Raw genomic sequence first — 20,975 nt, forward strand, 5'->3', positions numbered from 1 at the left:
TGGGTCTGGTGTTGTTGGCTTTCTTGGGGGGCCACTACTGTTTTTTTTTGTGTGCCGCCGTGCGGCGCTGGGCCGCGCGCCGTCTCAGGCCTGCTTGCGGGCGGAACGGGGCCGGTCGGACTTGTCCAGCACCATGACCAGGCCCGCGATCACCAGGAACAGCACGATCGGCAGCACCACGTACAGGCCGACCGTCTGGATCACGCTCAGACCCGGACCCGGGTCGTCACCGTCGTCGCGGGTCAGCGCGAGCGCGGGGGACGACATGAGCAGCATCATCAGCGTCGTACCGGCCGCGACGGCGCCGGCGCGCAGGGCGTTCTTCTTGTCCACGGTGCAAACGTAGCGAACCACTAAGCGCGCCGCGCGCCCGGGGTGCCCGTACGGGAACCGGCCCCCTCGGGGGCCGCCGCGGGCCTCGCCCGGAACACCTCCATCAGGGCGTGCAGCCGGGGCGAGGCCGCCAGGGCCTCGATGCTCAGCGGACGTCCCTCGGCGTCGGCGACGGGCAGCCGCCAGTTCGGGTACTGGTCCCAGGTGCCCGGGAGGTTCTGGGGTCTTCGGTCCCCCACCGTGTCCGGCAGCCAGACGCCCACCATCCGCGCGGGCGTACGGAGCAGAAAGCGGTAGACGGCGCGGATCCCGCCCTCCTCGTCGAGCCTGCCCTCGGGCAGCAGCCGCAGCCTGGCCAGATACGCCAGCCACTCCGCCACCTCCGCCGACCCGTCCCGGTGCTCCTGCTCCAGCGGCCGTGCGAGAAGTCCGAGGCGGTGGCGCAGCGCCACATGGTCGCCGCTGAGCCGGGCAGCGGTGGACGGCAGGTCGTGGGTGGTGGCCGTCGCCACACAGCCCTCCCGCCACTCCTCCGCGGGCAGCGGGCGCCCCGATCCGGCCCAGTCGCGCTCGAACCAGAGCACGGACGTGCCGAGGACCCCGCGGCGCGCCAGGGCCTCCCGGACGCCGGCCTCGACCGTGCCGAGGTCCTCCCCTATGACCACGGCTCCCGCCCGGTGCGCCTCCAGCACCAGGACGGCGAGCATCGCCTCCGCGTCGTACCGGACGTATGTGCCGTCGGTCGGCTCGGCGCCCACCGGCACCCACCAGAGCCGGAAGAGGCCCATGACGTGGTCGAGCCGCAGGGCACCCGCATGGCGGAGCAGCCCCCGGAGCAGCCCGCGGTACGGGGCGTAGTCCGAGGCCGCGAGGGCATCGGGCCGCCACGGGGGCAGGCCCCAGTCCTGCCCGCGGGCGTTGAAGGCGTCGGGGGGCGCGCCGACCGACATCCCCCCGGCGAAGACATCCTGCTGGGCCCAGGCGTCCGCACCACCGGGGTGCACGCCCACGGCGAGGTCGTGCACGACCCCCACGGCCATCCCCGCGTCCCGGGCGGCACGCGACGCGGCTGCCAGTTGCTCGTCGGTCAGCCAGGCCAGCCGGCAGTGGAAGTCGACCCGGTCCATCAGCTCGCCCCGGGCCCGGGCGGTCTCCGTGGAGCGGGGGTCCCTCAGGCCCGTCGGCCAGCGGTGCCAGTCGGAGCCGTACACCTCGGCCAGCGCGCACCAGGTGGCGTGGTCGTCCAGCGCCTGGCCCTGCGCGGCGAGGAAGTCGCAGTAGGCGGCACGCCGGCCGGGCCCCAGCGGCACGCGGTGGACCAGCTCCAGCGCCTGGGCCTTGAGCCCCCACACGGCGTCCCGGTCGATCAGGGCGCCCTTGTCCAGTACCGAGGCCCGCAGTCCGGCCGCCTTCTCGACGAGCGCCTCCAGTGGCAGGCGGTCCTGGCCGGTGACATAGGCGTACTCCGGGATGTCCTCGATCCGCAGGTGCACCGGATCGGGGAAGCGACGGGAGCTCGGCCGGTAAGGGGAGGGGTCGGTGGGCGCTCCGGGCACGGCCGCGTGCAGGGGGTTCACCTGGACGAACCCGGCACCGAGCGAGCGTCCCGCCCAGCCAGCGAGCTCGGCGAGATCACCGAGATCGCCCATGCCCCAGGAACGCCCGGACAGCAGGGAGTAGAGCTGGACGAGGAATCCGTGCACGCGCCGCGGCGGCTGGGCCACGGCGTCGGGGGCGACCACAAGGCCGGCCCTGGCCGTGCGGCCGTCCGCGGTGCGCACGTCCAGGCGATGGACTCCGGTGGGCAGCATGGCCCACGGGGCCGACGCGGCTGCGTCCGGTGCCGCCCGGTCGGCGCCGACGGGGGACGGCTCGCGCCATGACCGGGTGCCACCGCCGTCCTCCAGCCGGACCCGCACCCGGGTGCCGGGCGGGAAGGTGACGGGTGGTTCCGGGGCGGGGAGCCCGGGTGCCGGGAGCCAGAGCACGACGGTCGGGGGGAGCAACCGGTCCGCCGCTGCGGCGTCGGCATCGGCGAGCGCGGAGCCGACGGCCTCCGGAGTGGAGGCGTCGACGCCCAGCGCGGCGAGGACCGCGACCACCGTGGCCTCGGGGACCGGGACGGTGACGCCGGGGGACGGGGAGTGAGAGGTGGCGACACCGTGCAACGCGGCCAGGCGGTCCAGGCCCATTCAGACTCCTGGGGACTCCGAGCCGCCGGCCGGGCCGGGGGCGGTGGGTTCACTGGTGAGGGGTGTGGCGGCGGTGAGCGGGGGCTCGCTGGTCAGCGGCAGGGCGTCGGCGAGGGGCGGCTCGCTCGTCAGCGGAGCGGCGACACAGAGCGCGGGCTCACTGGTCAGCGGGGCGGCGACACAGAGCGCGGGCTCGCTCGTGAGCGGCCCCGGCACCTGTTTGGACAGAGTGGGGGTGAGCCGAAGCGGTGCGGACGTGGCCACGGGGGCCTCCTCGAGGTGCGCAAACGGTTGGTGTACGGACTACTGCAGCCCTACCCATTGGGCAGAGCCGCAGACGTACACCCCGTCTCAACGTGTTCCGTGTCACATTCTGCGTCACGCACGGGAGTTGAACGGTCGCCGCGCCACGAGGCACCGGGCAGCACAAAGGCCCGGTCTCAGGCTGAGACGCCGTCGATCCGGGCCATCACGTCATCCGCGCCGTAGGGTTGCAGGTAGGGCAACCAGCGCGGGTCCCTATGCCCGGTCCCGATGATCCGCCACGCCAGCCCGCTCGGCGGAGCCGGCTGGTGCCGCAGCCGCCAGCCCACCTCGTGCAGGTGCCGGTCGGCCTTGACGTGGTTGCACCGGCGGCAGGCCGCCACCACGTTGTCCCAGACGTGCTGACCCCCACGGCTGCGCGGAATGACGTGGTCGACGCTGGTCGCGACGCCACCGCAGTACATGCAGCGGCCGCCGTCACGCGCGAACAGCGCGCGCCGGGTCAGTGGAACGGGCCCCCGGTAGGGGACCCGCACAAAGCGCTTGAGCCTCACCACGCTGGGCGCGGGGATCGCTCGGGTCGCACTGTGCATAAAGGCGCCGGACTCCTCGAGGCAGATGGCCTTGTTCTCGAGGACGAGGACGAGCGCGCGGCGGAGCGGTACGACGCCGAGGGGCTCGTACGACGCGTTGAGGACCAGGACATGCGGCACGGATGCCTCCTTGTACGCCGGCGGCGCGTGGCTCGCGCCGGGACGATCTGCTCCCCAGTCTCTCCTCCTGCCTGGTCGAAGCGCCACTACGTGCCTGTAACGGGCCGGGACGATTTTGTGTGTGGTCGGCCACATCCGGGCCTTCCATACCGCCCGGAACGTCCCCGAGTGACCCTTGTCTCTCCGTCGCAGATAACGCCGGGGTCACGACGAATCCCCCGTTAGTGTGGTGAAGCCGTAGCAAGACCTGGAGGTAACCAGCCGTGTCCCTGGCCGCCGATCCGTCCACCCCGCCCGTCACCCTCGACGAGGCCGCGGAGCGGGCCAACGACGCCGCGAGCTGGGTGGAGCAGAACTGGTCCACTTGGTTGAACGTCGGTCTGCAGATCCTGCTGGTCGTGGTAGTCGCCGTGGTGCTGCGGATCTTCGTCCGCCGGGCTCTCACCAAACTGATCGAGCGGATGAACCGCAGCGTCCAGGCCGTCGAGGGCACGGCACTCGGCGGGCTCCTGGTGAACGCCGAGCGCCGCCGTCAGCGGTCGGAGGCGATCGGTTCGGTGCTGCGTTCGGTGGCGTCGTTCCTGATCCTCGGCACGGCGGGCCTGATGATCCTCGGCGCGCTGGACATCAATCTCGCCCCGCTGCTCGCCTCCGCGGGTGTGGCGGGTGTGGCGCTGGGCTTCGGTGCCCGGAATCTGGTCACCGACTTCCTCTCCGGTGTGTTCATGATCCTTGAGGACCAGTACGGCGTCGGCGACACCATCGACGCGGGCGTCGCCTCCGGCGAGGTGATCGAGGTGGGACTGCGGGTCACCAAGCTGCGCGGGGACAACGGAGAGATCTGGTACGTCCGCAACGGCGAGGTCAAGCGGATCGGAAACCTGAGCCAGGGCTGGGCCACCGCGTCCGTGGATGTGAACGTGCGTCCGACGGAGGAACTCGACACGGTCAGGAAGACCATCGAGCACGCCGCGACCGGGATGGCCAAGGACGAGCCCTGGAACGAGCGCCTGTGGGGTCCGGTCGAGGTACTGGGCCTGACGGAGGTGCTGCTGGACCGGATGACCGTCTCCGTCTCCGTGAAGACCATGCCCGGCAAGGCCCTCGCGGTGGAGCGGGAGCTGCGCTGGCGGATCAAGCACGCGTTCGACGAGGCGGGCATCCGGATCGTCGGCGGGCCGCCGGCCCAGACCGGTGAGGAGCAGCCGGCCAAGGACCCGACCGCGGGCATCGCCGCGCCGTCCGCCTACGCCTCGAGCACCTCGCCGCAGTCGGTCGCCGCGTCCCCGCTGACCAAGTAGCCCAGCGCAGCCCTCCGCCCCCGGATGGGTAGGACGGGTGCATGAGACCCATGAAGCTCGCCGTGGTCGGCGGCGGATCCACCTACACGCCCGAACTGGTCGACGGCCTCGCCCGGCTCAGGGATGTCCTGCCGCTCGGTGAGCTGGTCCTCATCGACCCCGCCGCGGACCGGCTGGAGCTGGTCGGGGGGCTGGCCCGGCGGATCCTCGCCCGGCAGGGGCACCCCGCGGCCGTCACCACCACCGGCGACCTCGACGACGGGGTGGCCGGGGCCGACGCCGTACTGCTCCAACTGCGCGTCGGTGGACAGGCCGCCCGGGAGCAGGACGAGACCTGGCCGCTGGAATGCGGCTGCGTGGGGCAGGAGACCACGGGCGCGGGCGGGCTGGCCAAGGCGCTGCGCACGGTCCCCGTGGTGCTGGACATCGCCGAGCGGGTGCGGCGGGCGAGCCCCCGGGCCTGGATCATCGACTTCACCAATCCGGTCGGCATCGTGACCCGGGCGCTGCTCCAGGCCGGGCACCGGGCCGTCGGGCTGTGCAATGTCGCGATCGGCTTCCAGCGGAGGTTCGCCGGGCTGCTGGGGGTGGCCCCGGGCGAGGTGCATCTGGAACACCTGGGGCTGAACCACCTGACCTGGGAGACGGGGGTGCGCATCGGCGGCCCGGAGGGTGAGGACGTCCTGCCGGAACTGCTCTCCGAACACGGTGACGCACTCGCCGGCGCGCTGCGGCTGCCGCGCCGGATCCTGGACCGTCTTGGCGCGGTCCCCTCGTACTACCTGCGCTACTTCTACGCACACGACGAGGTCGTGGAGGAGTCGCGCACCAGGCCGCCGCGGGCCGCCGAGGTCGCCGCCATGGAGCGCCGGCTGCTGGAGATGTACGGCGATCCCGCTCTCGACGAGAAGCCGGAGCTGCTGGCCGCACGGGGCGGGGCGTACTACTCGGAGGCGGCGGTCGAGCTGGCCGCGGCGCTGCTCGGCGCCGGGGGCAGCCCCTACCAGGTGGTCAACACGTACAACGACGGCACGCTGCCCTTCCTCCCCGACGACGCGGTGATCGAGGTACAGGCCGCGGTCGGTCCCGGCGGCGCGCGACCGCTGCCCGTGCCGGGACCCGATCCTCTGTACGCCGGGCTGATCGCCCAGGTCGCCGCGTACGAGCGGCTCGCCCTGGAAGCGGCGGTGCGCGGCGGCCGGGACCGCGTGTTCAGGGCGCTGCTCGCGCACCCGCTGATCGGCCAGTACGGGTACGCCGAGGCACTCACCGACCGGCTGGTCGCCCACAACACGGAACACCTGGCGTGGGCGTGAGCGCCGCGGTCCTCGCGATCGACGCGGGCAACAGCAAGACGGACGCGGCCGTGGTCGGGGCCGACGGCTCGGTGCTGGCGACCGCCCGCGGTGGCGGCTTCCAGCCGGCACGCACCGGTGTGGGGGCGGCGTTCGACGCGCTCGGGCACACGGTGGGGCAGGCACTCGCGCGAGCCGGTACAGGGGACGTCGAGCATGTGTCGGCCGCGCTCGCGGGCGCCGATCTGCCCGTGGAGGAGGAGCAGTTGGCCGCCGCGCTGCGAGCCCGTTCCTGGGGTCGTTCGTCGGCGGCGCGCAACGACACCTTCGCGGTGCTGAGGGCCGCGACCGACGAGCCGAAGGGGGTCGCGGTGGTGTGCGGTGCGGGCATCAACTGCGTGGGGCTGCTCCCGGACGGCCGCACCGCGCGGTTTCCCGCACTCGGCAGGCTCTCGGGCGACTGGGGCGGTGGCGCGGGGCTCGCCGACGAGGCGCTGTGGTTCGCGGCGCGGGCGGAGGACGGGCGGGGTGAGCCCACGGAGCTGGCGCGGGCGCTTCCGGCCCATTTCGGCCTGGAGTCGATGTACGCGCTGATCGAGGCGCTGCATCTGGGCGGTGTGGAGGCGGGACGGCGGCTCGAGCTCACCCCGGTCCTGTTCTCCGTGGCCGCCGCGGGCGACCGGGTGGCCGGGACGATCGTGGACCGGCTGGCGGACGAGGTGGTCGCCATGGCGTCGGTGGCACTGGGCCGGCTCGGCCTGCTCGGCGAGCACGGTGGGCCCGGCGAGCAGGGCCAGTCCGGCGAGGAGGTGCCCGTGGTGCTCGGCGGCAGTGTCCTGGCGGCCCGTCACGCCCGGCTGGAGGCCCGTATCACCGGACTGATGGCCGCCCGCGCGCCGAAGGCGGCCGTCTCGGTGGTGACCGAGCCCCCGGTGCTGGGAGCGGCGCTGCTCGGGCTGGACCGGTTGGGGGCGCCGGTGGCGGCGAAGGGCAGACTGCGGGCGTACTACGCGGTCGGGTCAGGCTGCTGACGCCGCCCTCGCGGAACCGGCCCTGGCGGGGGCGCGTGTTCATATGTGTGCGGGGCGTGTAGGCGCCGCAGGTGGCGGGCAGGGAGAGCGTTGGCGGACGGGCGGAGGGCGAGCGGCATTGACGGGACGGACGAGATAGCTAAAGATCCAGTCGTCTCCCGGCACTAGGGGGCAGGGGAGGCCGTCGATGACCAAGGGGGAGGTCAGAGGGTGACACAGACACCGGGCGCGGGCCCGCCCACGCCGTCGGGCGGACAGGTCCCCGCGGCATCGGGGCACCCGGCCCCGCTGCCCGCGGCCGGACGACTGCCCGGACCCGGACCGCAGCCCACGCCAGGGCCGCGACCAGTACCCGGACCCCAGTCCGGGCCCGTGTCGCTGCCTTCGGGCGACCAGTCCGCGCCACCGCCGGGAAGCACCGCGCTGGCGCGGGCCGCCGCTGCCTCCGAGGCCGCCGTGGCACCGCCGGAGGCCGGTGCCCCGCCGCGGCGCAGTGCCTGGGCGGAGACCTCGGCGCGGTTGCGCGCGGCGGCCGTGACGGAGCCGGGCCGGCTGCGGATCATCGGCGCCGTGCTGGCAGCGCTGCTGGTGGCGTTCGGTGCCATGACCGCCTTCCAGATCGCCGACCGGGCGTCGGCGGCCGACGACGTGGTGAGCCGTAGCCAGCCGCTGAGCGCCGACGCGGCGAGCATCTACCGCTCGCTCGCGGACGCGGACACCGCCGCCGCGAGCGGGTTCCTGGCCGGTGCCCAGGAGCCGGCCGACATGCGGGAGCGCTACCACCGGGACATCGCGAACGCCGCGCGGCTGCTCGTCAACGCGGCGGCCAACACGGACGGTTCGACCGAGTCCAGCCGCTACATAGCCGCGCTCAACGAGCATCTGCCCCGCTACACCGGCCTGGTCGAGCGGGCCCGCGCCAACAACCGCCAGGGCCTCCCCCTGGGCGGCGCCTACCTCCGGTACGCGAACCAGCAGATGACCACCGAGCTGCTGCCCGCCGCCCAGAAGCTCTACGACGCGGAGACCGAGCGCCTCGACGAGGACCACGGCGCAGCCCAGCTCTGGCCCTTCCTGTCGCTGGCGTTCGGCGTGCTGGCCCTGGGCATCCTGTTCTGGGTCCAGCGGCGCAACTACCTGCTGACCAACCGGGTGTTCAACCACGGGCTGCTGGCCGCGAGCGCCGCGTCCACGGTGGTCCTGCTGTGGCTGGCGATCGGGCACACCGTGGCCAGGGCCGAGCTGCACGAGGCCCGCGCACACGGCCAGCAGTCGCTGAAAGTGCTCAACGACGCCCGTATCGACGGCCTCAAGGCCCGGGCGAACGAGAACCTGACACTGGTCGCGCGGGGCGCGGTGCTCACGGCGGACGGCAAGAGCGACAAGTACGAGACCGACTACAAGGCAGGCATGGAGCGGCTCCGCACCTCCCTGGACCAGGCGGAGGGCCTCGCGGACGACGGCGAGGGCCGCACCCCGGTGCTGGACGCCACGTCGGCGGTGTCGGAGTGGACGACCCGGCACCAGTCGGCCGCCGACACCGACAAGGCGGGTGACTACTCAGGTGCCCTGGCCAAGGTGATCGGCGGCGAGGAGTCGACGGGGGCCTCCTTCGATCGGGTGGACGCGGCGCTCGAGAAGGCTCTCGCGCACGAGCAGGCGGAGTTCACCGCCGCGGCCACGAGCGGCCGTGACGCGCTGACCGGCCTGCCGGCAGGAGCGGCGGCGCTCGCCGTACTCGGCGCCGCAGGTGCGATGCTGGGCATCGGCCGCAGGCTTTCGGAGTACCGGTGAGAGGGGGAGAGATGGACGGCGCAGCCGGGAAGGAGCCGGACCGCTCACCGAACGGCCGGGACCGCCTGCGGGGCTGGGGCGGGATCACCGCGATGGCCGTCATGTGTGCGGTGGCGGTTTCCCTGGTCGTGTCACCGCTCTCGCGGGACGCTTCCCGTCCGGGCGACGGTTCGAAGGACACCGCGGGTGCCCCGGCACCCGCCGCGGTCTCCGGGAAGGCCGCCGACTGCACCGACCCGGAGGCCTCGCTGCCGGCATCCGCCGCCGACGGCCCCGCGATCGACGCGATCAAGCAGCGCGGCAGACTCGTCGTCGGTGTCGACCAGAACAGCTACCGCTGGGGCTACCGCAGGGCGGACGGCCGGCTGGAGGGCTTCGACATCGATCTCGCCCGGGCCGTCGCCGGGGACATACTCGGCGACGAGGACGCCATCATCTTCCGCGCCATCCCCACCAACCAGCGCATACCCGCGCTGGAGAACGGCACCGTCGACCTGGTCGTCCGCACGATGACCATCAACTGCGCCCGTATCAAGCAGGTCGCCTTCTCCACCGCGTACTTCCAGACGGGCCAGCAGGTGCTCGCCCCCAAGGATTCCGCGATCACCGGCTACAACAAGACCCTCGCGGGCCGCAGGGTCTGCTCGGCGGAGGGCTCGACGGCGTACGAGGCGCTGGAGAAGAAGTCCTACGGCGCGGTGTTCAAGGACGAGGGCGACGGCGGGCCCGAGGACAGGGACCGGCTGACCGTGCCCAACCAGCTCGACTGCCTGGTCCGGCTGCAACTGGGCGAGGTGGACGCGGTGGTGACCGACGCCGCCCTCGCGGCCGGACAGGCGGCGCAGGACCCGGCCATCGAGCTGAAGGGCGGGAAGCCCTTCACCACCGAGTTCTACGGCGTGGCCGCGAAACTGGGCAACGAGGACCTCGTCCGCCGGGTCAACAAGGTGCTCGACAGCTACCGCAGGGGCCCGTGGACGGCGGCGTACACGAAGTGGCTCGAGGCGGATCTGCCCGGCATACCCGGGCCGCCCGAGCCGAAGTACCGGAACGGTTGAGGTACCGGGACAGACAGTCGGGGTAGCGGAGCGACGGCGCGAGGACGAGCCAGAGCAGACGAGCGTGAGCAGACGAGCGGAGAAGTGATCGATGGGCGTCGCGGGAGCCTCCCCCGGGCGGGCGGGGGAACACCCGGGTCCGGTCATGGACCGGGACGAGGTGGACCGTGCGCTGGCGCGGCTCGGGGAGGAGTACGAGGCGATCGAGACCTCGCTGCTCGCCCTCCAGGACCACGCGGGCCGCAGGCTGCTGGAGGGTGCGGAGCTGACGGGGGTCACCAAGGACCGCTGGGCGTCCACCGAGCAGGCGATCACACTGCTGTGGAACTACTTCGACGCCTACTCGGCCGCGCTGAACTCCGCGCGTGAGCTGCGGGCCCGGCGCCGCTGGCCGAACCGGGACGACCTGCTCGCCCTCACCGACCGGCTGCGGGGCCCGGGCGTCACCGTGCCGAGCCCGGCCGCGGCCGCCTCCCCCACCCTCACCGGGCCGGCCAAGCTCTCCGAACGGTTCTCTCTGAAGGACCTGGTGAGCCGGATGAACCAGCTGTACGCACACTCGCTGGACATGGTCGTCGCCGCCGACGCGGTCTGGTCCGCGCTGCCCGCGCGGATCGATCTGCTCTCCGCCGAGCTCCAGCGCACCCGCTCGCTCGCCCACTCCGTCGGGGTGCGGCCGGGTGAGCACCCCGCGGGAGACGACCTGGAGTCGATCACGCAAGAGCTGTCGGCCCTGCGCGCGCAGGTGGTGTCCGACCCTCTGGCGTTCTGGTCGCCCGGGCCGATGAGTTCGGCGCCCGGTGGCGGCAGACCGGACACCGAGCGCTACGACCGGGCGGCGCGTGCCCTGGAGGACATCCGCCGGGAGATCGAGGCGGTGCTCGCGGTACGCCAGGACTCGGAGGAGCGGCTGCTCCGGCTGCGGGACGTGCTCTCCCGGGCGGACCGCACCCTCTCGGAGGCCCGGGCGGCGCGCGGCGAGGTGCTGGCGAAGATCGCGGCGTCGGAGGTCCCCGCCGTCAGCGGCCCTTCGACCGCCCTTCAGGAGCGTCTGGCCACGGCGGCCGAGTACCGCCGCCATGCGCAGTGGCACCGCTTGTCGCCCCTGCTGGAGTCCCTGGAGCGGGAGGCGGAGGACGAGCTGCTGCGGGCGCGCGAGTCACTGACGGCCGTGACGGCCCCGCTCGCGGTCCGTGCGGAGCTGCGCGGCAGGCTCGACGCCTACCGGGCCAAGGTGGCCCGCCACGGCATGGCGGAGGACCCGCTGCTGATCGAGCGTTATGACGCGGCGCGCCGCATGCTGTGGAGCGCTCCCTGCGATCTGCGCGTCGCCGGGCAGGCGGTGCTGCGCTACCAGCAGGCGGCTGCCGAAGTCCTGGTCCCGCAGCAGCCGGGACCGCATGACCGCAACGGTCACCAGGGGGAATCATGAGTACGACGGCCACGTGCGAACGCCCCGGCTGTGAGGGCGCGTACGAGGACATGGGCGGCGGTGAGCTCTACTGCGACACCTGCGGACTCGCCCCTTCCGCCCCGGCGACCGGGAGCGCCAGAGGGAGCACCGCCGGGAGTACGGCCGCCGGCTCGTCCGGTGGCCCCGGTGCCTGCCAGCGGCCGGACTGCGAGGGCGCGTACGAGGACATGGGCGGCGGTGAGCTCTACTGCGACACCTGCGGACTCGCCCCTGTCGTCTCGGCGGCCGGCACCCTGTCGTCCCCGCCCACCGGAGTGGCGGTCGCGGCCCGCGGAGGCGGCGACAGCCGCGGTTCGGGGTCGCTGACGGGAGGCTCACGGTCGTCAGGATCCCGCTCGTCACGGTCATCCCGTTCGTCGACCTCCCGCAGGTCGGTCTCGGGCCGTCTGTCGCGTTCCCTCTCGGGTCGCGCCACAGGACGTTCCGTGTCTGTCCGCAGCTCCGGATCCAACTCGTCCTCGTCGGGCAGGGGACGGCTCGGCGCAGGCCTGGTCGCCGTACCGGAAGTGCCGCGTCCCGACCCCCGTTCCGCGGTGATGGAGAACCCCGAGGTTCCCGAGCGGAAGCGTTTCTGCAGCCGCAGCGAGTGCGGCGCGCCGGTGGGCCGGGCACGCGGTGAACGGCCGGGCCGTACCGAGGGCTTCTGCACCAAGTGCGGCCATCCGTACTCGTTCGTGCCCAAGCTGCGGGCCGGTGACATCGTCCACGGCCAGTACGAGGTGATCGGCTGCCTCGCCCACGGCGGTCTCGGCTGGATCTATCTCGCCGTCGACCGTGCGGTGTCCGACCGCTGGGTGGTCCTCAAGGGCCTGCTCGACACCGGGGACCAGGACGCGATGGCCGCCGCGATCTCCGAGCGCCGCTTCCTGGCGGAGATCGAGCACTCGAACATCGTGCGCATCTACAACTTCGTCGAGCACCTCGACCCGCGCACGGGTTCGCTCGACGGGTACATCGTGATGGAGTACGTCGGTGGCAAGTCCCTCAAGGAGATCGCCAACGAGCGCCGCGCGCCCGACGGCAGGCGCGATCCGCTGCCCGTCGAGCAGGCCTGCGCGTACGGGATCGAGGCCTTGGAGGCACTCGGCCATCTGCACAGCCGCAATCTGCTGTACTGCGACTTCAAGGTCGACAACGCCATCCAGACCGAGGACCAGCTGAAGCTGATCGACATGGGCGCGGTCCGCAGGATGGACGACGACGACTCGGCGATCTACGGCACCGTCGGGTACCAGGCGCCCGAGGTCGCCGAGCTGGGGCCATCGGTCGCTTCGGACCTCTACACGGTGGCTCGCGCCCTGGCGGTGCTGACGTTCGACTTCCAGGGCTACACCAATGTGTTCGTGGACTCGCTCCCCGATCCGGACCACATCGAGGTGTTCCGGCGGTACGAGTCCTTCTACCGGCTGCTGGTCCGCGCGACCGACCCCGATCCGGTCCGCCGCTTCGCCTCGGCGCAGGAGATGGCGGACCAGCTGACAGGTGTGCTGCGGGAGGTGGTGGCCCTCCAGACGGGGCGGCCGCGTCCCGCCCTGTCCACGCTGTTCGGACCGGAAATCCGAGTGACGGACACCGAGTTGTTCACGGAGGCGGACGGCGAGGTGTCGGCCCTGGGGGCTCGGGCAGCGACGCGCAACGGCGCCGCTGCTGTTCACGCCGCGGGCCCGGTGGCCACGGAGGTCACGGCGCCGCATCTGACCCCCGTGGAGGCCCGGGCCACCGCGCTGGCCCTGCCGGTGCCCCGGGTCGATCCGAACGACCCGAACGCCGGTTTCCTCGCCGGGCTGGTGGCCTCCGCACCCACCGAACTGATCTCCGCTTTGAGCGGCGCGCCCACGAGCTCCCTCGAGCTGCGGCTGCGCGAGCTGAGGGCGCGGCTCGAAATGGGACAGCTGGGCTCCGTACAGACCTCGCTGGCCGATCTGGAGGCGCACCATCCCGATGACTGGCGGGTGGTGTGGTACCGCGGGGTCGCGGCCCTGGCGACCGGTGACGACGAGATGGCAGCACTGTCCTTCGACGCGGTCTACGACGCCTTCCCGGGTGAGGCCGCGCCCAAGCTTGCCCTCGGCGTGTGCGCCGAGGTGCTGCGGCAGTTGGACAACGCCGCCGAGTACTACCGGCTGGTGTGGACGACGGACCCGAGCTTCGTGAGCGCGGCGTTCGGCCTGGCCCGGGTGCAGCTCGCCGCGGGCGACCGCGCGGGAGCCGTGCGCACCCTGGAGTCGGTGCCCGAGGCTTCGATCCACTACACGGCGGCGCGGGTCGCCGCGATACGGGCCCGGTTGCGCAGACGTGCCGCCGGCGAACCCCTGATCGACGAACTGACGGCCGCCGCCGACCAGGTCGTGGCACTCGACGGATTCGGTCTGGACGCCGTGCGCCGTGCGCGGTTGTCCACAGAGGTACTGGGAACGGCGCTGGACTGGGTACTCTCCGGTAGTCCCGGGGCGCGGCCCACCGCGACCGTCCTGCTCGGCAGTGATCTGGACGAGCGCGGACTGCGCTTCGGCCTTGAACGCTCGTTCCGGGTGCTCGCCCGGCTCGCCCAGCACGGCGAGGAGCGCATCGAACTGGTGGAGCGGGCCAACCGTTTCCGCCCCCGGACGTGGGTGTGAGTGAGGGACCTTATGCACCAGCTCTCGGCGTGCCCCGGCTGCGAAGAGCCCCTGGAATCGAGCGACCTGTTCTGTGGTGCCTGCGGGTACGACCTGTCGGCCCTGCCCGGGCCGTCCCAGGACCGTCCCACGCTGGCCATCGGCTCCCCGGGGCAGTGGCAGGGCGCCTCGGAGCCCTACGGGGCCGGGGTACAGGCTCCGGCGCAGCGACCGGACACCGACGCGGGCGGGCGCCCGCTGCCCGCGACGGCGGTGCGGTACGACGGCCCCGACGCCGCACCGGCTGAGGCCTCCGCCGCGCATCCGGTGCCTGCCGCGAACACCTTCGCCGCTTCGGGTGACTTCGAGCTCGCCGCCCCTGACCCGCGAACCGCGGCGGCCGTGCAGGGCCACGCCGCCGTGCCGCAGGACCCGGGGGCCAAAGTCTGTGTGGCGTGCCGCGCCGGACGGGTCGACACCGACGGCTACTGCGAGCACTGCGGTCACGCCCAGCCCCGCGAGCGCGACCACATGGAGCAGGGACTCGGCGACAGCGTGGCGGCGGTGAGCGACCGCGGTCTGCGCCACCACCGCAACGAGGACGCGTTCATGGTGTCGTCGACGGCGCTGACCGACGGCTCCCCCGCCGTCGTGGCCGTCGTGTGCGACGGGGTGTCGTCGGCGACCCGGCCGGACGACGCCTCCGCGGCAGCGGCCGGCGCGGCCGGTGCGTCACTGCTGGAGGCCCTGCCCAGGGGTGTGCATCCGCAGCAGGCGATGCACGAGGCGATCGTCGCGGCGGCCGAGGCGGTCAACTCCCTGGCGGCCGAGCCGTCCGGGGCGATGGAACACGATCCGCACCGCCACCAGAACGCCCCGGCGTGCACGCTGGTGGGCGCGGTCGCCGCGGCCGGCCTCCTCGTCGTGGGCTGGGTCGGCGACAGCAGGGTCTACTGGGTGCCGGACGACCGCAGCACGCCACCGGCCCGGCTGACGGAGGACGACTCCTGGGCGGCCCAGATGGTGGCGACGGGTCTGATGAGCGAGGCCGAGGCATACGCGGACGAGCGCGCCCATGCCATCACCGGCTGGCTCGGCGCGGACGCGTACGAACTGGAGCCGCACACCGCCGCGTTCAAGCCGGACCGCCCGGGCGTGGTCGTGGTCTGCACGGATGGCCTGTGGAACTACGCGGAGGCAGCGGAGGACATGGCGCTGGCGCTGCCCGGGGACGCGGCGGGCCGCCCACTGGCGGCGGCGCAGACGCTGGTCGGGCACGCGCTGGACGGGGGCGGCCACGACAACGTAACAGTGGCCGTCATGCCGTTCACGGTGCCGGACGCCGGGGCAGGATCAGCCTGAACGGGGCGCTCGTACCCATATCCACGCCAGGCGCCGTCTTTTGCCGTGTCTGTCTGTTCTATCTGTTCTCACTGTCGTGCGGAACATCAAGGAGCCGGTTCGGATGGCGAACTTCTCTAAGTCGAATGTGCCTCGGTTCTCCGTCGAGGTGTACCAGAACGCATACCTGCCGGAGGGCGGTCGCGAGGTGAACGCGATCGTCACGGTCACCTCCACCGGGGGCGGTACGAGCGGCGGTGCGGCCGTCGGCGGCGCTTCCGCCTCACCCGCCTCGCTCGGGTCGCCGCCGGGCCCCGGGGCGTCGGCCGCGGTCGTGCTGATGGTGGACTGCTCGGGCTCGATGGACTACCCGCCCACGAAGATGCGCAACGCCCGCGACGCCACGGCCGCGGCCATCGACACCCTCCGCGACGGCACGGCCTTCGCCGTGGTCGCCGGCACCCATGTCGCGAACGAGGTGTACCCCGGAGGCGGCCGTCTCGCGATCGCCGACGACCGGACCAGGGCCCAGGCCAGGGAGGCGCTGCGCAGGCTGAGCGCGGGCGGCGGCACGGCGATCGGCACCTGGCTGCGCCTCGCCGACCAGCTGCTGCACTCCGGTGACGCGGCGATACGCCACGGCATCCTGCTCACCGACGGACGCAACGAACACGAGTCACCCGAGGACCTCAAGGCCGCCCTGGACGCGTGTGCGGGCCGATTCACCTGTGACGCACGCGGTGTGGGGACGGACTGGGAGGTGAAGGAGGTCACCGGGATCGCCTCCGCGCTCCTCGGCAGCGCCGACATCGTCGCCGACCCTGCCCATCTGGCCGACGACTTCACGCGGATGATGGCGGACGCGATGGGCAAGGAGGTCGCGGATGTGGCGCTGCGGCTGTGGACGCCGGTCGGCGCGGAGATCACCTTTGTGAAGCAGGTGGCGCCGACGGTCGAGGATCTGACCGGTCGCCGCACCCAGGCGGGTCCGCGCGCCGGGGACTACCCCACCGGCTCCTGGGGCGACGAGTCCCGTGACTACCACGTGTGCGTGCGGGTCCCGCAGGCCGGCCTGGGCCAGGAGATGCTGGCCGCCCGGGTCTCGCTGGTACTCCCCGACCCGTCCGGAGGCACGCCGCAGGCCCTCTCCCAGGGTCTGGTCCGCGCGGTGTGGACGGACGACATGGCGTCATCGACGTCGATGAACCCGCAGGTCGCGCACTACACAGGACAGGCCGAACTGGCACAGGTCATCCAGCAGGGCCTCGATGCCCGCAAGTCGGGTGATATCGACGGCGCGACGGCGAAGCTGGGACGTGCGGTGCAACTGGCCGCGGCCTCCGGGAACGAGGACACCGCGAAGCTGCTCGCGAAGGTGGTGGACGTCGTCGATGTGGCGACCGGTACTGTGCGACTGAAAGCAAAAGTGGCGGACGCGGACGAGATGACACTCGAAACGCGCTCCACAAAGACAGTTCGCGTCAAGAAGTAACAAGCGACAGACCGAAACGCTACGCGACACAAGAGCGTGTCAGGCCCTGCCGGGCCCGACGAAGGAGAGGGGGAAGCACCGACATGCCGACTTGCCCGAACGGACACCAGTCGGGTTCCGACGACTGGTGCGAGGTCTGCGGACATCGCATGGCCGGGGCGGGAGCGGTGCCACCGCCTGCCCAGCCGCATGCTCCCATGCCCCCCTCTCCCTCCCAGGGATACGGCTACCCGCGCCCGGACGGGCCGCCGCCGCCCCCACCCGGGTACGGCTACCCGGGCCCCGACGCCACCGCGCAGGCGGAGATCTGCCCGCAGTGCCGTACGCCGCGTGAGCCGATGGCGCCGTTCTGTGAGGAATGCCGCTGGAACTTCCTCACGAACACGGCGACGTCGTACACGCCCGTGGCCCCGCCCGGACGCCCCGGTCCTGGTCCTGGTCCCGGTCCTGGCCCTGACTACGGTTCCGGCGGTCCCGGCTTCCAGACGGGGGCCCCTCCGCACCGAGGGGACCCGTACGAGTACCAGAGCTCGCGTCCTTCCCAGATGAACCGGCCCGCCGAGCCGCTGATCGGCGAGCCGTCGGCCGGTGGCCGGCCGCCAGGCCCGCCCTCCCCTCCCGGCTTCCCGCAGTCGGGAGCCCCCGGGGGGTACCAGCAGCCCGGCCCACCGCCGCCCCCGCAGGGCTTCCAGCCGCCGCCCGGCTTCCCGCAGGCCGTGCCGGCGCCGCCACCCCAGCAGCACGGCGGCGATGACGACTGGATGCTGCCGCCGCCCTCCCAGGCGCAGCCGCAGGGTTCGCAGCCGTACCAGGGACATCCACAGGCACCTCAGGCACCGATGGGCTGGACCGCGGCCATCGCGCCCGACCGGGACTACTTCCGGGCGATGATGCATCGCAGCGGCCCGGAAGCCGTCGGGCTCAACCTGCCCGCGTACTCCCCGGAGCAGCAGCTTCAGCTCACCGGGGGGCAGGTCACCATCGGCCGTCGCCGGCACTCCACGGGCGAGTCGCCCGACATCGACCTCGGGGTGCCGCCGGAGGACCCGGGGGTCTCGCACCAGCACGCGATCCTGGTGCAGCAGCCGGACGGGGGCTGGGCGGTGGTCGACCAGAACTCCACCAACGGCACCACGGTCAACGGCGGCGAGGACCCGATCCAGCCGTATGTCCCGGTGCCGCTCCAGGACGGCGACCGCGTGCACGTGGGCGCCTGGACGACGATCACCATCCGTCGCGGCTGACCCCAGCCGGAATGACCTGGCGGACGGCCCTCGCGCGGGCCGTCCGCCTCTCGGGCCGCCTTCCACGACGCCCCCGGTCCCCTTCCCCGCGTCTGAGACCATGGCAGGGTGAATGAGATTCCGCGGGGCACGCTTCAGGAGCAGACCTTCTACGAGCAGGTCGGCGGCGAGGAGACCTTCCGCCGCCTGGTGCGGCGCTTCTACCAAGGCGTCGCCGGGGACCCGCTGCTGCGCCCGATGTACCCCGAGGAGGACCTGGGTCCGGCCGAAGAACGGCTCGTGCTCTTCCTGATGCAGTACTGGGGCGGCCCCCGCACCTACAGCGAGCACCGCGGCCACCCCCGGCTGCGGATGCGCCACGCGCCCTTCACCGTCGACCAGGCCGCGCACGACGCCTGGCTGAGGCACATGCGGGCGGCGGTCGACGAGCTCGGGCTCGCTCCGGAGCACGAGCGGCAACTGTGGGACTACCTCACCTACGCGGCGGCGTCGATGGTCAACGCGGCGGGCTGAACCTGCCGGGCGCGAACAGCCCGACGGGGTGCGCGGTCGTCCCGGCCAGGGCCAGATCGGCGAGGATCTCGCCGACCACGGTGACGAACTTGAAGCCGTGCCCGGAGAAACCGCAGGCGACGGTGACGGTCTCCGGGTGACGCGGGTGGCGGGCGATCACGAAGTGCTCGTCGGGAGTGGTGGAGTACATACAGGTGGCGGCCCTGAGGAGGCTGCCGGGGAGTGTGGGCAGCCGCGGGGCCACCTGGTCCGCCATGGCCCGGATCTCGTCCTCGTGAACGGTGCGGTCGATCGTCTCGGGGGTGCAGACCGCGCCCTTGCGGAAGAAGGCGACCTTGGCCCCGCCCCCGGGCCCGTCGATGGCCGGGAACCCGTAGATCTGGACGCCGTCGGTGTCCTCCCAGACATAGATGGGATGCCGGTCCGGGGTGTAGGGGCCGGTGCCCGAGGTGGGCTGGAACCAGTACATGACCTGCCGCTCGACGGTGATCGGCACACCGAGATCCGAAAGCAGAGCAGGAGCCCAGGCACCGGGACAGACCACGAGCTGTCCGGCCGTGTAGACGTCCTGGGCGGTGTGCACCCGTACGCCCCCGGCGTCCGCCACCCAGCGGATGACGGGCTCGTCGAAGCGCAGCTCGGCGCCGTCGCGCGCGGCCAGCTCCTGATGGGCCGAGACGGTGTCCTCGGGGCGCAGCAGCCCCGCCCGTGCCTCGTACAGCGCGACCTCGTCGTCGCGTGGTGTGAAGGCCGGGAAGCGCCGGTGCAGTTCCCCCGCGGTGAGCAGTTCGTGCGGCAGGCCCCACCGCTCGGCCGAGCGCAGCGCGCCCACGACGGGCGTGGACTCGGGTCTGCCGATCATCACACCGCCGCAGAGGGTGGCGATCGGCCGGCCCGAGTCGCGTTCCAGACGTTCGTAGAGCTCGTAGGCCCTCAGAAGCAGCGGCACATAGGCGGGGTCCTCGAAATAGGCCTGCCGCGTGATGCGTGAACCGCCGTGGCTGGAGCCCTTGTTGTGCGCGGGGCCGAACTGCTCCAGCCCGACGACCCGGGCGCCGCGTGCGGCCAGGTGGTGAGCGGCGGCGCTGCCCATGCCGCCGAGTCCGAGGACGATCACGTCCGTGGCCGGTGCCATCGGCAGCTCCTCCGTGCGGGATCCGGGACCTTGATCCCGGACCCTACGCGTGGTGCCTCGTGGTGGGCGTGACCGTGAGCCCGCCGATCCCACCCGTGCGCACCGCGATCGAGCCGTACGGGGTGCGCAGCCGCAGCCAGCCGCCCGCGGCCAGCAGGGCGGCCCCGCCGTGCGCGCCCTGGGGTACCGGCCGCAGGAAGCCCAGGGACTGGGCAGCGTGCACGGCCCGCAGCGGCAGTGCGGTGCCGCCGAGGGTGCGCGACCAGATCTCCCGGCCGATGCGGTCACGCTCGGCGCGGGTACGGCTTTCCTGCGGCAGTGCCTCGTCGCGGGCGCGGAACTCGGCGACGGCGACGGCGACCGCGCCGCGCATCTCGGGGACGCCGGGCAGCCCTGGCAGCTCCTGCCAACCGCCGCGGGGTGGCAGCAGACCCGCCCATGGCGGTCCGGTGACCGCGGCCGGGACGGCCAGTGAGGCGCCCTCGATGGAGTCGAGCAGCTCCCCCGCCGACACGGTGGCATCCAGCGCGGCGACCGTACCCGCGTCCCACCCGGCGAGCCGGGCGGTGCGGATCGCCAGCACCTCGAACGACGGCGGTCTGCCGAACACGGCGAGGCTGCCCTGCCCGTCTCTGGCACCGCCCGCCTGGATCCGGACCGCCGCGGCCCGGTCGTAGTGGAGGAGCCGGCCGAGGAAGGCGGCGAGGTCCGCCGCCTCCCTCGCGTCGGCGAGCAGCAGGGTCTGCACGGGCGCCGTCATGCCGCGACCGTGTCCTCCGCGCCTTCGTCCATGTACTCCAGGAGGAAGGACTTCTCCTCTGCGCTTATCCGGCGCGGGCGGGCCGCAACCAGGTCGTAGGGGACGACGACGGTCGAGGCCCGGACATACACCTGCTCCGGGTCCTTGATCTCATAGGCGATCGTCAGCGACGCCGCCCCGATCTTCTTCACCCACGACTCCACGGTGACCGGCGCGTGCCGGTGCACCAGGGGCCGTACGTAGTCGATCTCATGCCGGGCCACGACGGACCCTCCGGAGAACGACGGGGAACCGTCCCCGGGCGCCAGCCGGAACATGAAGTCGATGCGGGCCTCCTCCAGATAGCGGAGGAAGACCACGTTGTTGACATGCCCGAAGGCATCCATGTCCGACCAGCGCAGGGGGCACTGGTAAATATGCCGAGCCACTGACCTCGTC

General features: G+C 72.7%; 18 protein-coding genes. 11 read left to right on the plus strand and 7 right to left on the minus strand.

Annotated features, from left to right (window positions below):
• Positions 1–84: 84 nt before the first annotated feature.
• From ABZ532_RS04905 to ABZ532_RS04920, 4 genes are all read right to left on the minus strand, one after another.
• The gene (locus ABZ532_RS04905; RefSeq protein ID WP_361279627.1) at positions 85–333 is read right to left on the minus strand and encodes a hypothetical protein; all 249 of its coding nucleotides are present in this window, start codon (positions 331–333) and stop codon (positions 85–87) included.
• A 20-nt stretch (positions 334–353) separates the two neighbouring features.
• Positions 354–2,525: a 4-alpha-glucanotransferase gene (gene malQ / locus ABZ532_RS04910; RefSeq protein ID WP_361279628.1), complete on the minus strand. Its 2,172-nt coding sequence runs from the start codon at positions 2,523–2,525 to the stop codon at positions 354–356.
• On the minus strand, positions 2,526–2,789 hold the full coding sequence (locus ABZ532_RS04915) for a hypothetical protein (protein ID WP_361279629.1): 264 nt from the start codon (positions 2,787–2,789) through the stop codon (positions 2,526–2,528).
• A 176-nt stretch (positions 2,790–2,965) separates the two neighbouring features.
• Complete coding sequence (locus tag ABZ532_RS04920; protein WP_361279630.1) at positions 2,966–3,502, minus strand: HNH endonuclease; 537 nt, start codon at positions 3,500–3,502, stop codon at positions 2,966–2,968.
• A 263-nt stretch (positions 3,503–3,765) separates the two neighbouring features.
• Here ABZ532_RS04920 and ABZ532_RS04925 point away from each other — a divergent pair, with 263 nt between their 5' ends.
• From ABZ532_RS04925 to ABZ532_RS04975, 11 genes are all read left to right on the plus strand, one after another.
• Complete coding sequence (locus ABZ532_RS04925) at positions 3,766–4,803, plus strand: mechanosensitive ion channel family protein (protein ID WP_361279631.1); 1,038 nt, start codon at positions 3,766–3,768, stop codon at positions 4,801–4,803.
• A 50-nt stretch (positions 4,804–4,853) separates the two neighbouring features.
• Positions 4,854–6,119: a 6-phospho-beta-glucosidase gene (locus tag ABZ532_RS04930; protein ID WP_361279763.1), complete on the plus strand. Its 1,266-nt coding sequence runs from the start codon at positions 4,854–4,856 to the stop codon at positions 6,117–6,119.
• Positions 6,110–7,129: a BadF/BadG/BcrA/BcrD ATPase family protein gene (locus tag ABZ532_RS04935; RefSeq protein ID WP_361279632.1), complete on the plus strand. Its 1,020-nt coding sequence runs from the start codon at positions 6,110–6,112 to the stop codon at positions 7,127–7,129. Before ABZ532_RS04930 ends, ABZ532_RS04935 begins: the two co-directional genes overlap by 10 nt.
• A 456-nt stretch (positions 7,130–7,585) precedes the next feature.
• Entirely contained in the window at positions 7,586–8,923 is a 1,338-nt protein-coding gene (locus ABZ532_RS04940) for a hypothetical protein (RefSeq protein WP_361279764.1), read from the plus strand.
• A gap of 11 nt (positions 8,924–8,934) precedes the next feature.
• Positions 8,935–9,981, plus strand: a complete 1,047-nt coding sequence (locus ABZ532_RS04945) for a glutamate ABC transporter substrate-binding protein (RefSeq protein ID WP_361279633.1) — start codon at positions 8,935–8,937, stop codon at positions 9,979–9,981.
• Between the two features lie 91 nt (positions 9,982–10,072).
• On the plus strand, positions 10,073–11,413 hold the full coding sequence (locus ABZ532_RS04950; protein WP_361279634.1) for a hypothetical protein: 1,341 nt from the start codon (positions 10,073–10,075) through the stop codon (positions 11,411–11,413).
• A complete protein-coding gene (locus ABZ532_RS04955; RefSeq protein WP_361279635.1) occupies positions 11,410–14,073 on the plus strand; it encodes a tetratricopeptide repeat protein in 2,664 nt (887 codons plus the stop codon). The genes ABZ532_RS04950 and ABZ532_RS04955 overlap by 4 nt, the downstream gene beginning before the upstream one ends.
• 12 nt (positions 14,074–14,085) lie before the next feature.
• Positions 14,086–15,414 (plus strand): PP2C family serine/threonine-protein phosphatase, encoded by a 1,329-nt coding sequence (locus ABZ532_RS04960; RefSeq protein WP_361279636.1) that lies wholly within the window; start codon positions 14,086–14,088, stop codon positions 15,412–15,414.
• Between the two features lie 103 nt (positions 15,415–15,517).
• The gene (locus ABZ532_RS04965; RefSeq protein WP_361279637.1) at positions 15,518–16,885 is read left to right on the plus strand and encodes a VWA domain-containing protein; all 1,368 of its coding nucleotides are present in this window, start codon (positions 15,518–15,520) and stop codon (positions 16,883–16,885) included.
• Between the two features lie 83 nt (positions 16,886–16,968).
• On the plus strand, positions 16,969–18,129 hold the full coding sequence (locus tag ABZ532_RS04970) for an FHA domain-containing protein (RefSeq protein ID WP_361279638.1): 1,161 nt from the start codon (positions 16,969–16,971) through the stop codon (positions 18,127–18,129).
• Between the two features lie 108 nt (positions 18,130–18,237).
• Positions 18,238–18,642 carry a globin gene (locus ABZ532_RS04975; protein ID WP_361279640.1) on the plus strand — a complete coding sequence of 135 codons (405 nt, stop codon included), beginning with the start codon at positions 18,238–18,240 and terminating at the stop codon, positions 18,640–18,642.
• Here ABZ532_RS04975 and solA read toward each other — a convergent pair.
• The 3 genes from solA to ABZ532_RS04990 are packed head-to-tail and all read right to left on the minus strand — an operon-like array spanning position 18,626 to position 20,965.
• A complete protein-coding gene (gene solA / locus ABZ532_RS04980) occupies positions 18,626–19,777 on the minus strand; it encodes an N-methyl-L-tryptophan oxidase (RefSeq protein ID WP_361279642.1) in 1,152 nt (383 codons plus the stop codon). The genes ABZ532_RS04975 and solA overlap by 17 nt on opposite strands.
• 43 nt (positions 19,778–19,820) lie before the next feature.
• Positions 19,821–20,537 carry a hypothetical protein gene (locus tag ABZ532_RS04985; protein ID WP_361279644.1) on the minus strand — a complete coding sequence of 239 codons (717 nt, stop codon included), beginning with the start codon at positions 20,535–20,537 and terminating at the stop codon, positions 19,821–19,823.
• Positions 20,534–20,965: a thioesterase family protein gene (locus ABZ532_RS04990; protein WP_361279645.1), complete on the minus strand. Its 432-nt coding sequence runs from the start codon at positions 20,963–20,965 to the stop codon at positions 20,534–20,536. The genes ABZ532_RS04985 and ABZ532_RS04990 overlap by 4 nt, the downstream gene beginning before the upstream one ends.
• Positions 20,966–20,975 lie beyond the last annotated feature (10 nt).

This window comes from Streptomyces sp. NPDC019396 (assembly GCF_040632375.1).
In the GTDB taxonomy this organism is placed as follows: domain Bacteria; phylum Actinomycetota; class Actinomycetes; order Streptomycetales; family Streptomycetaceae; genus Streptomyces.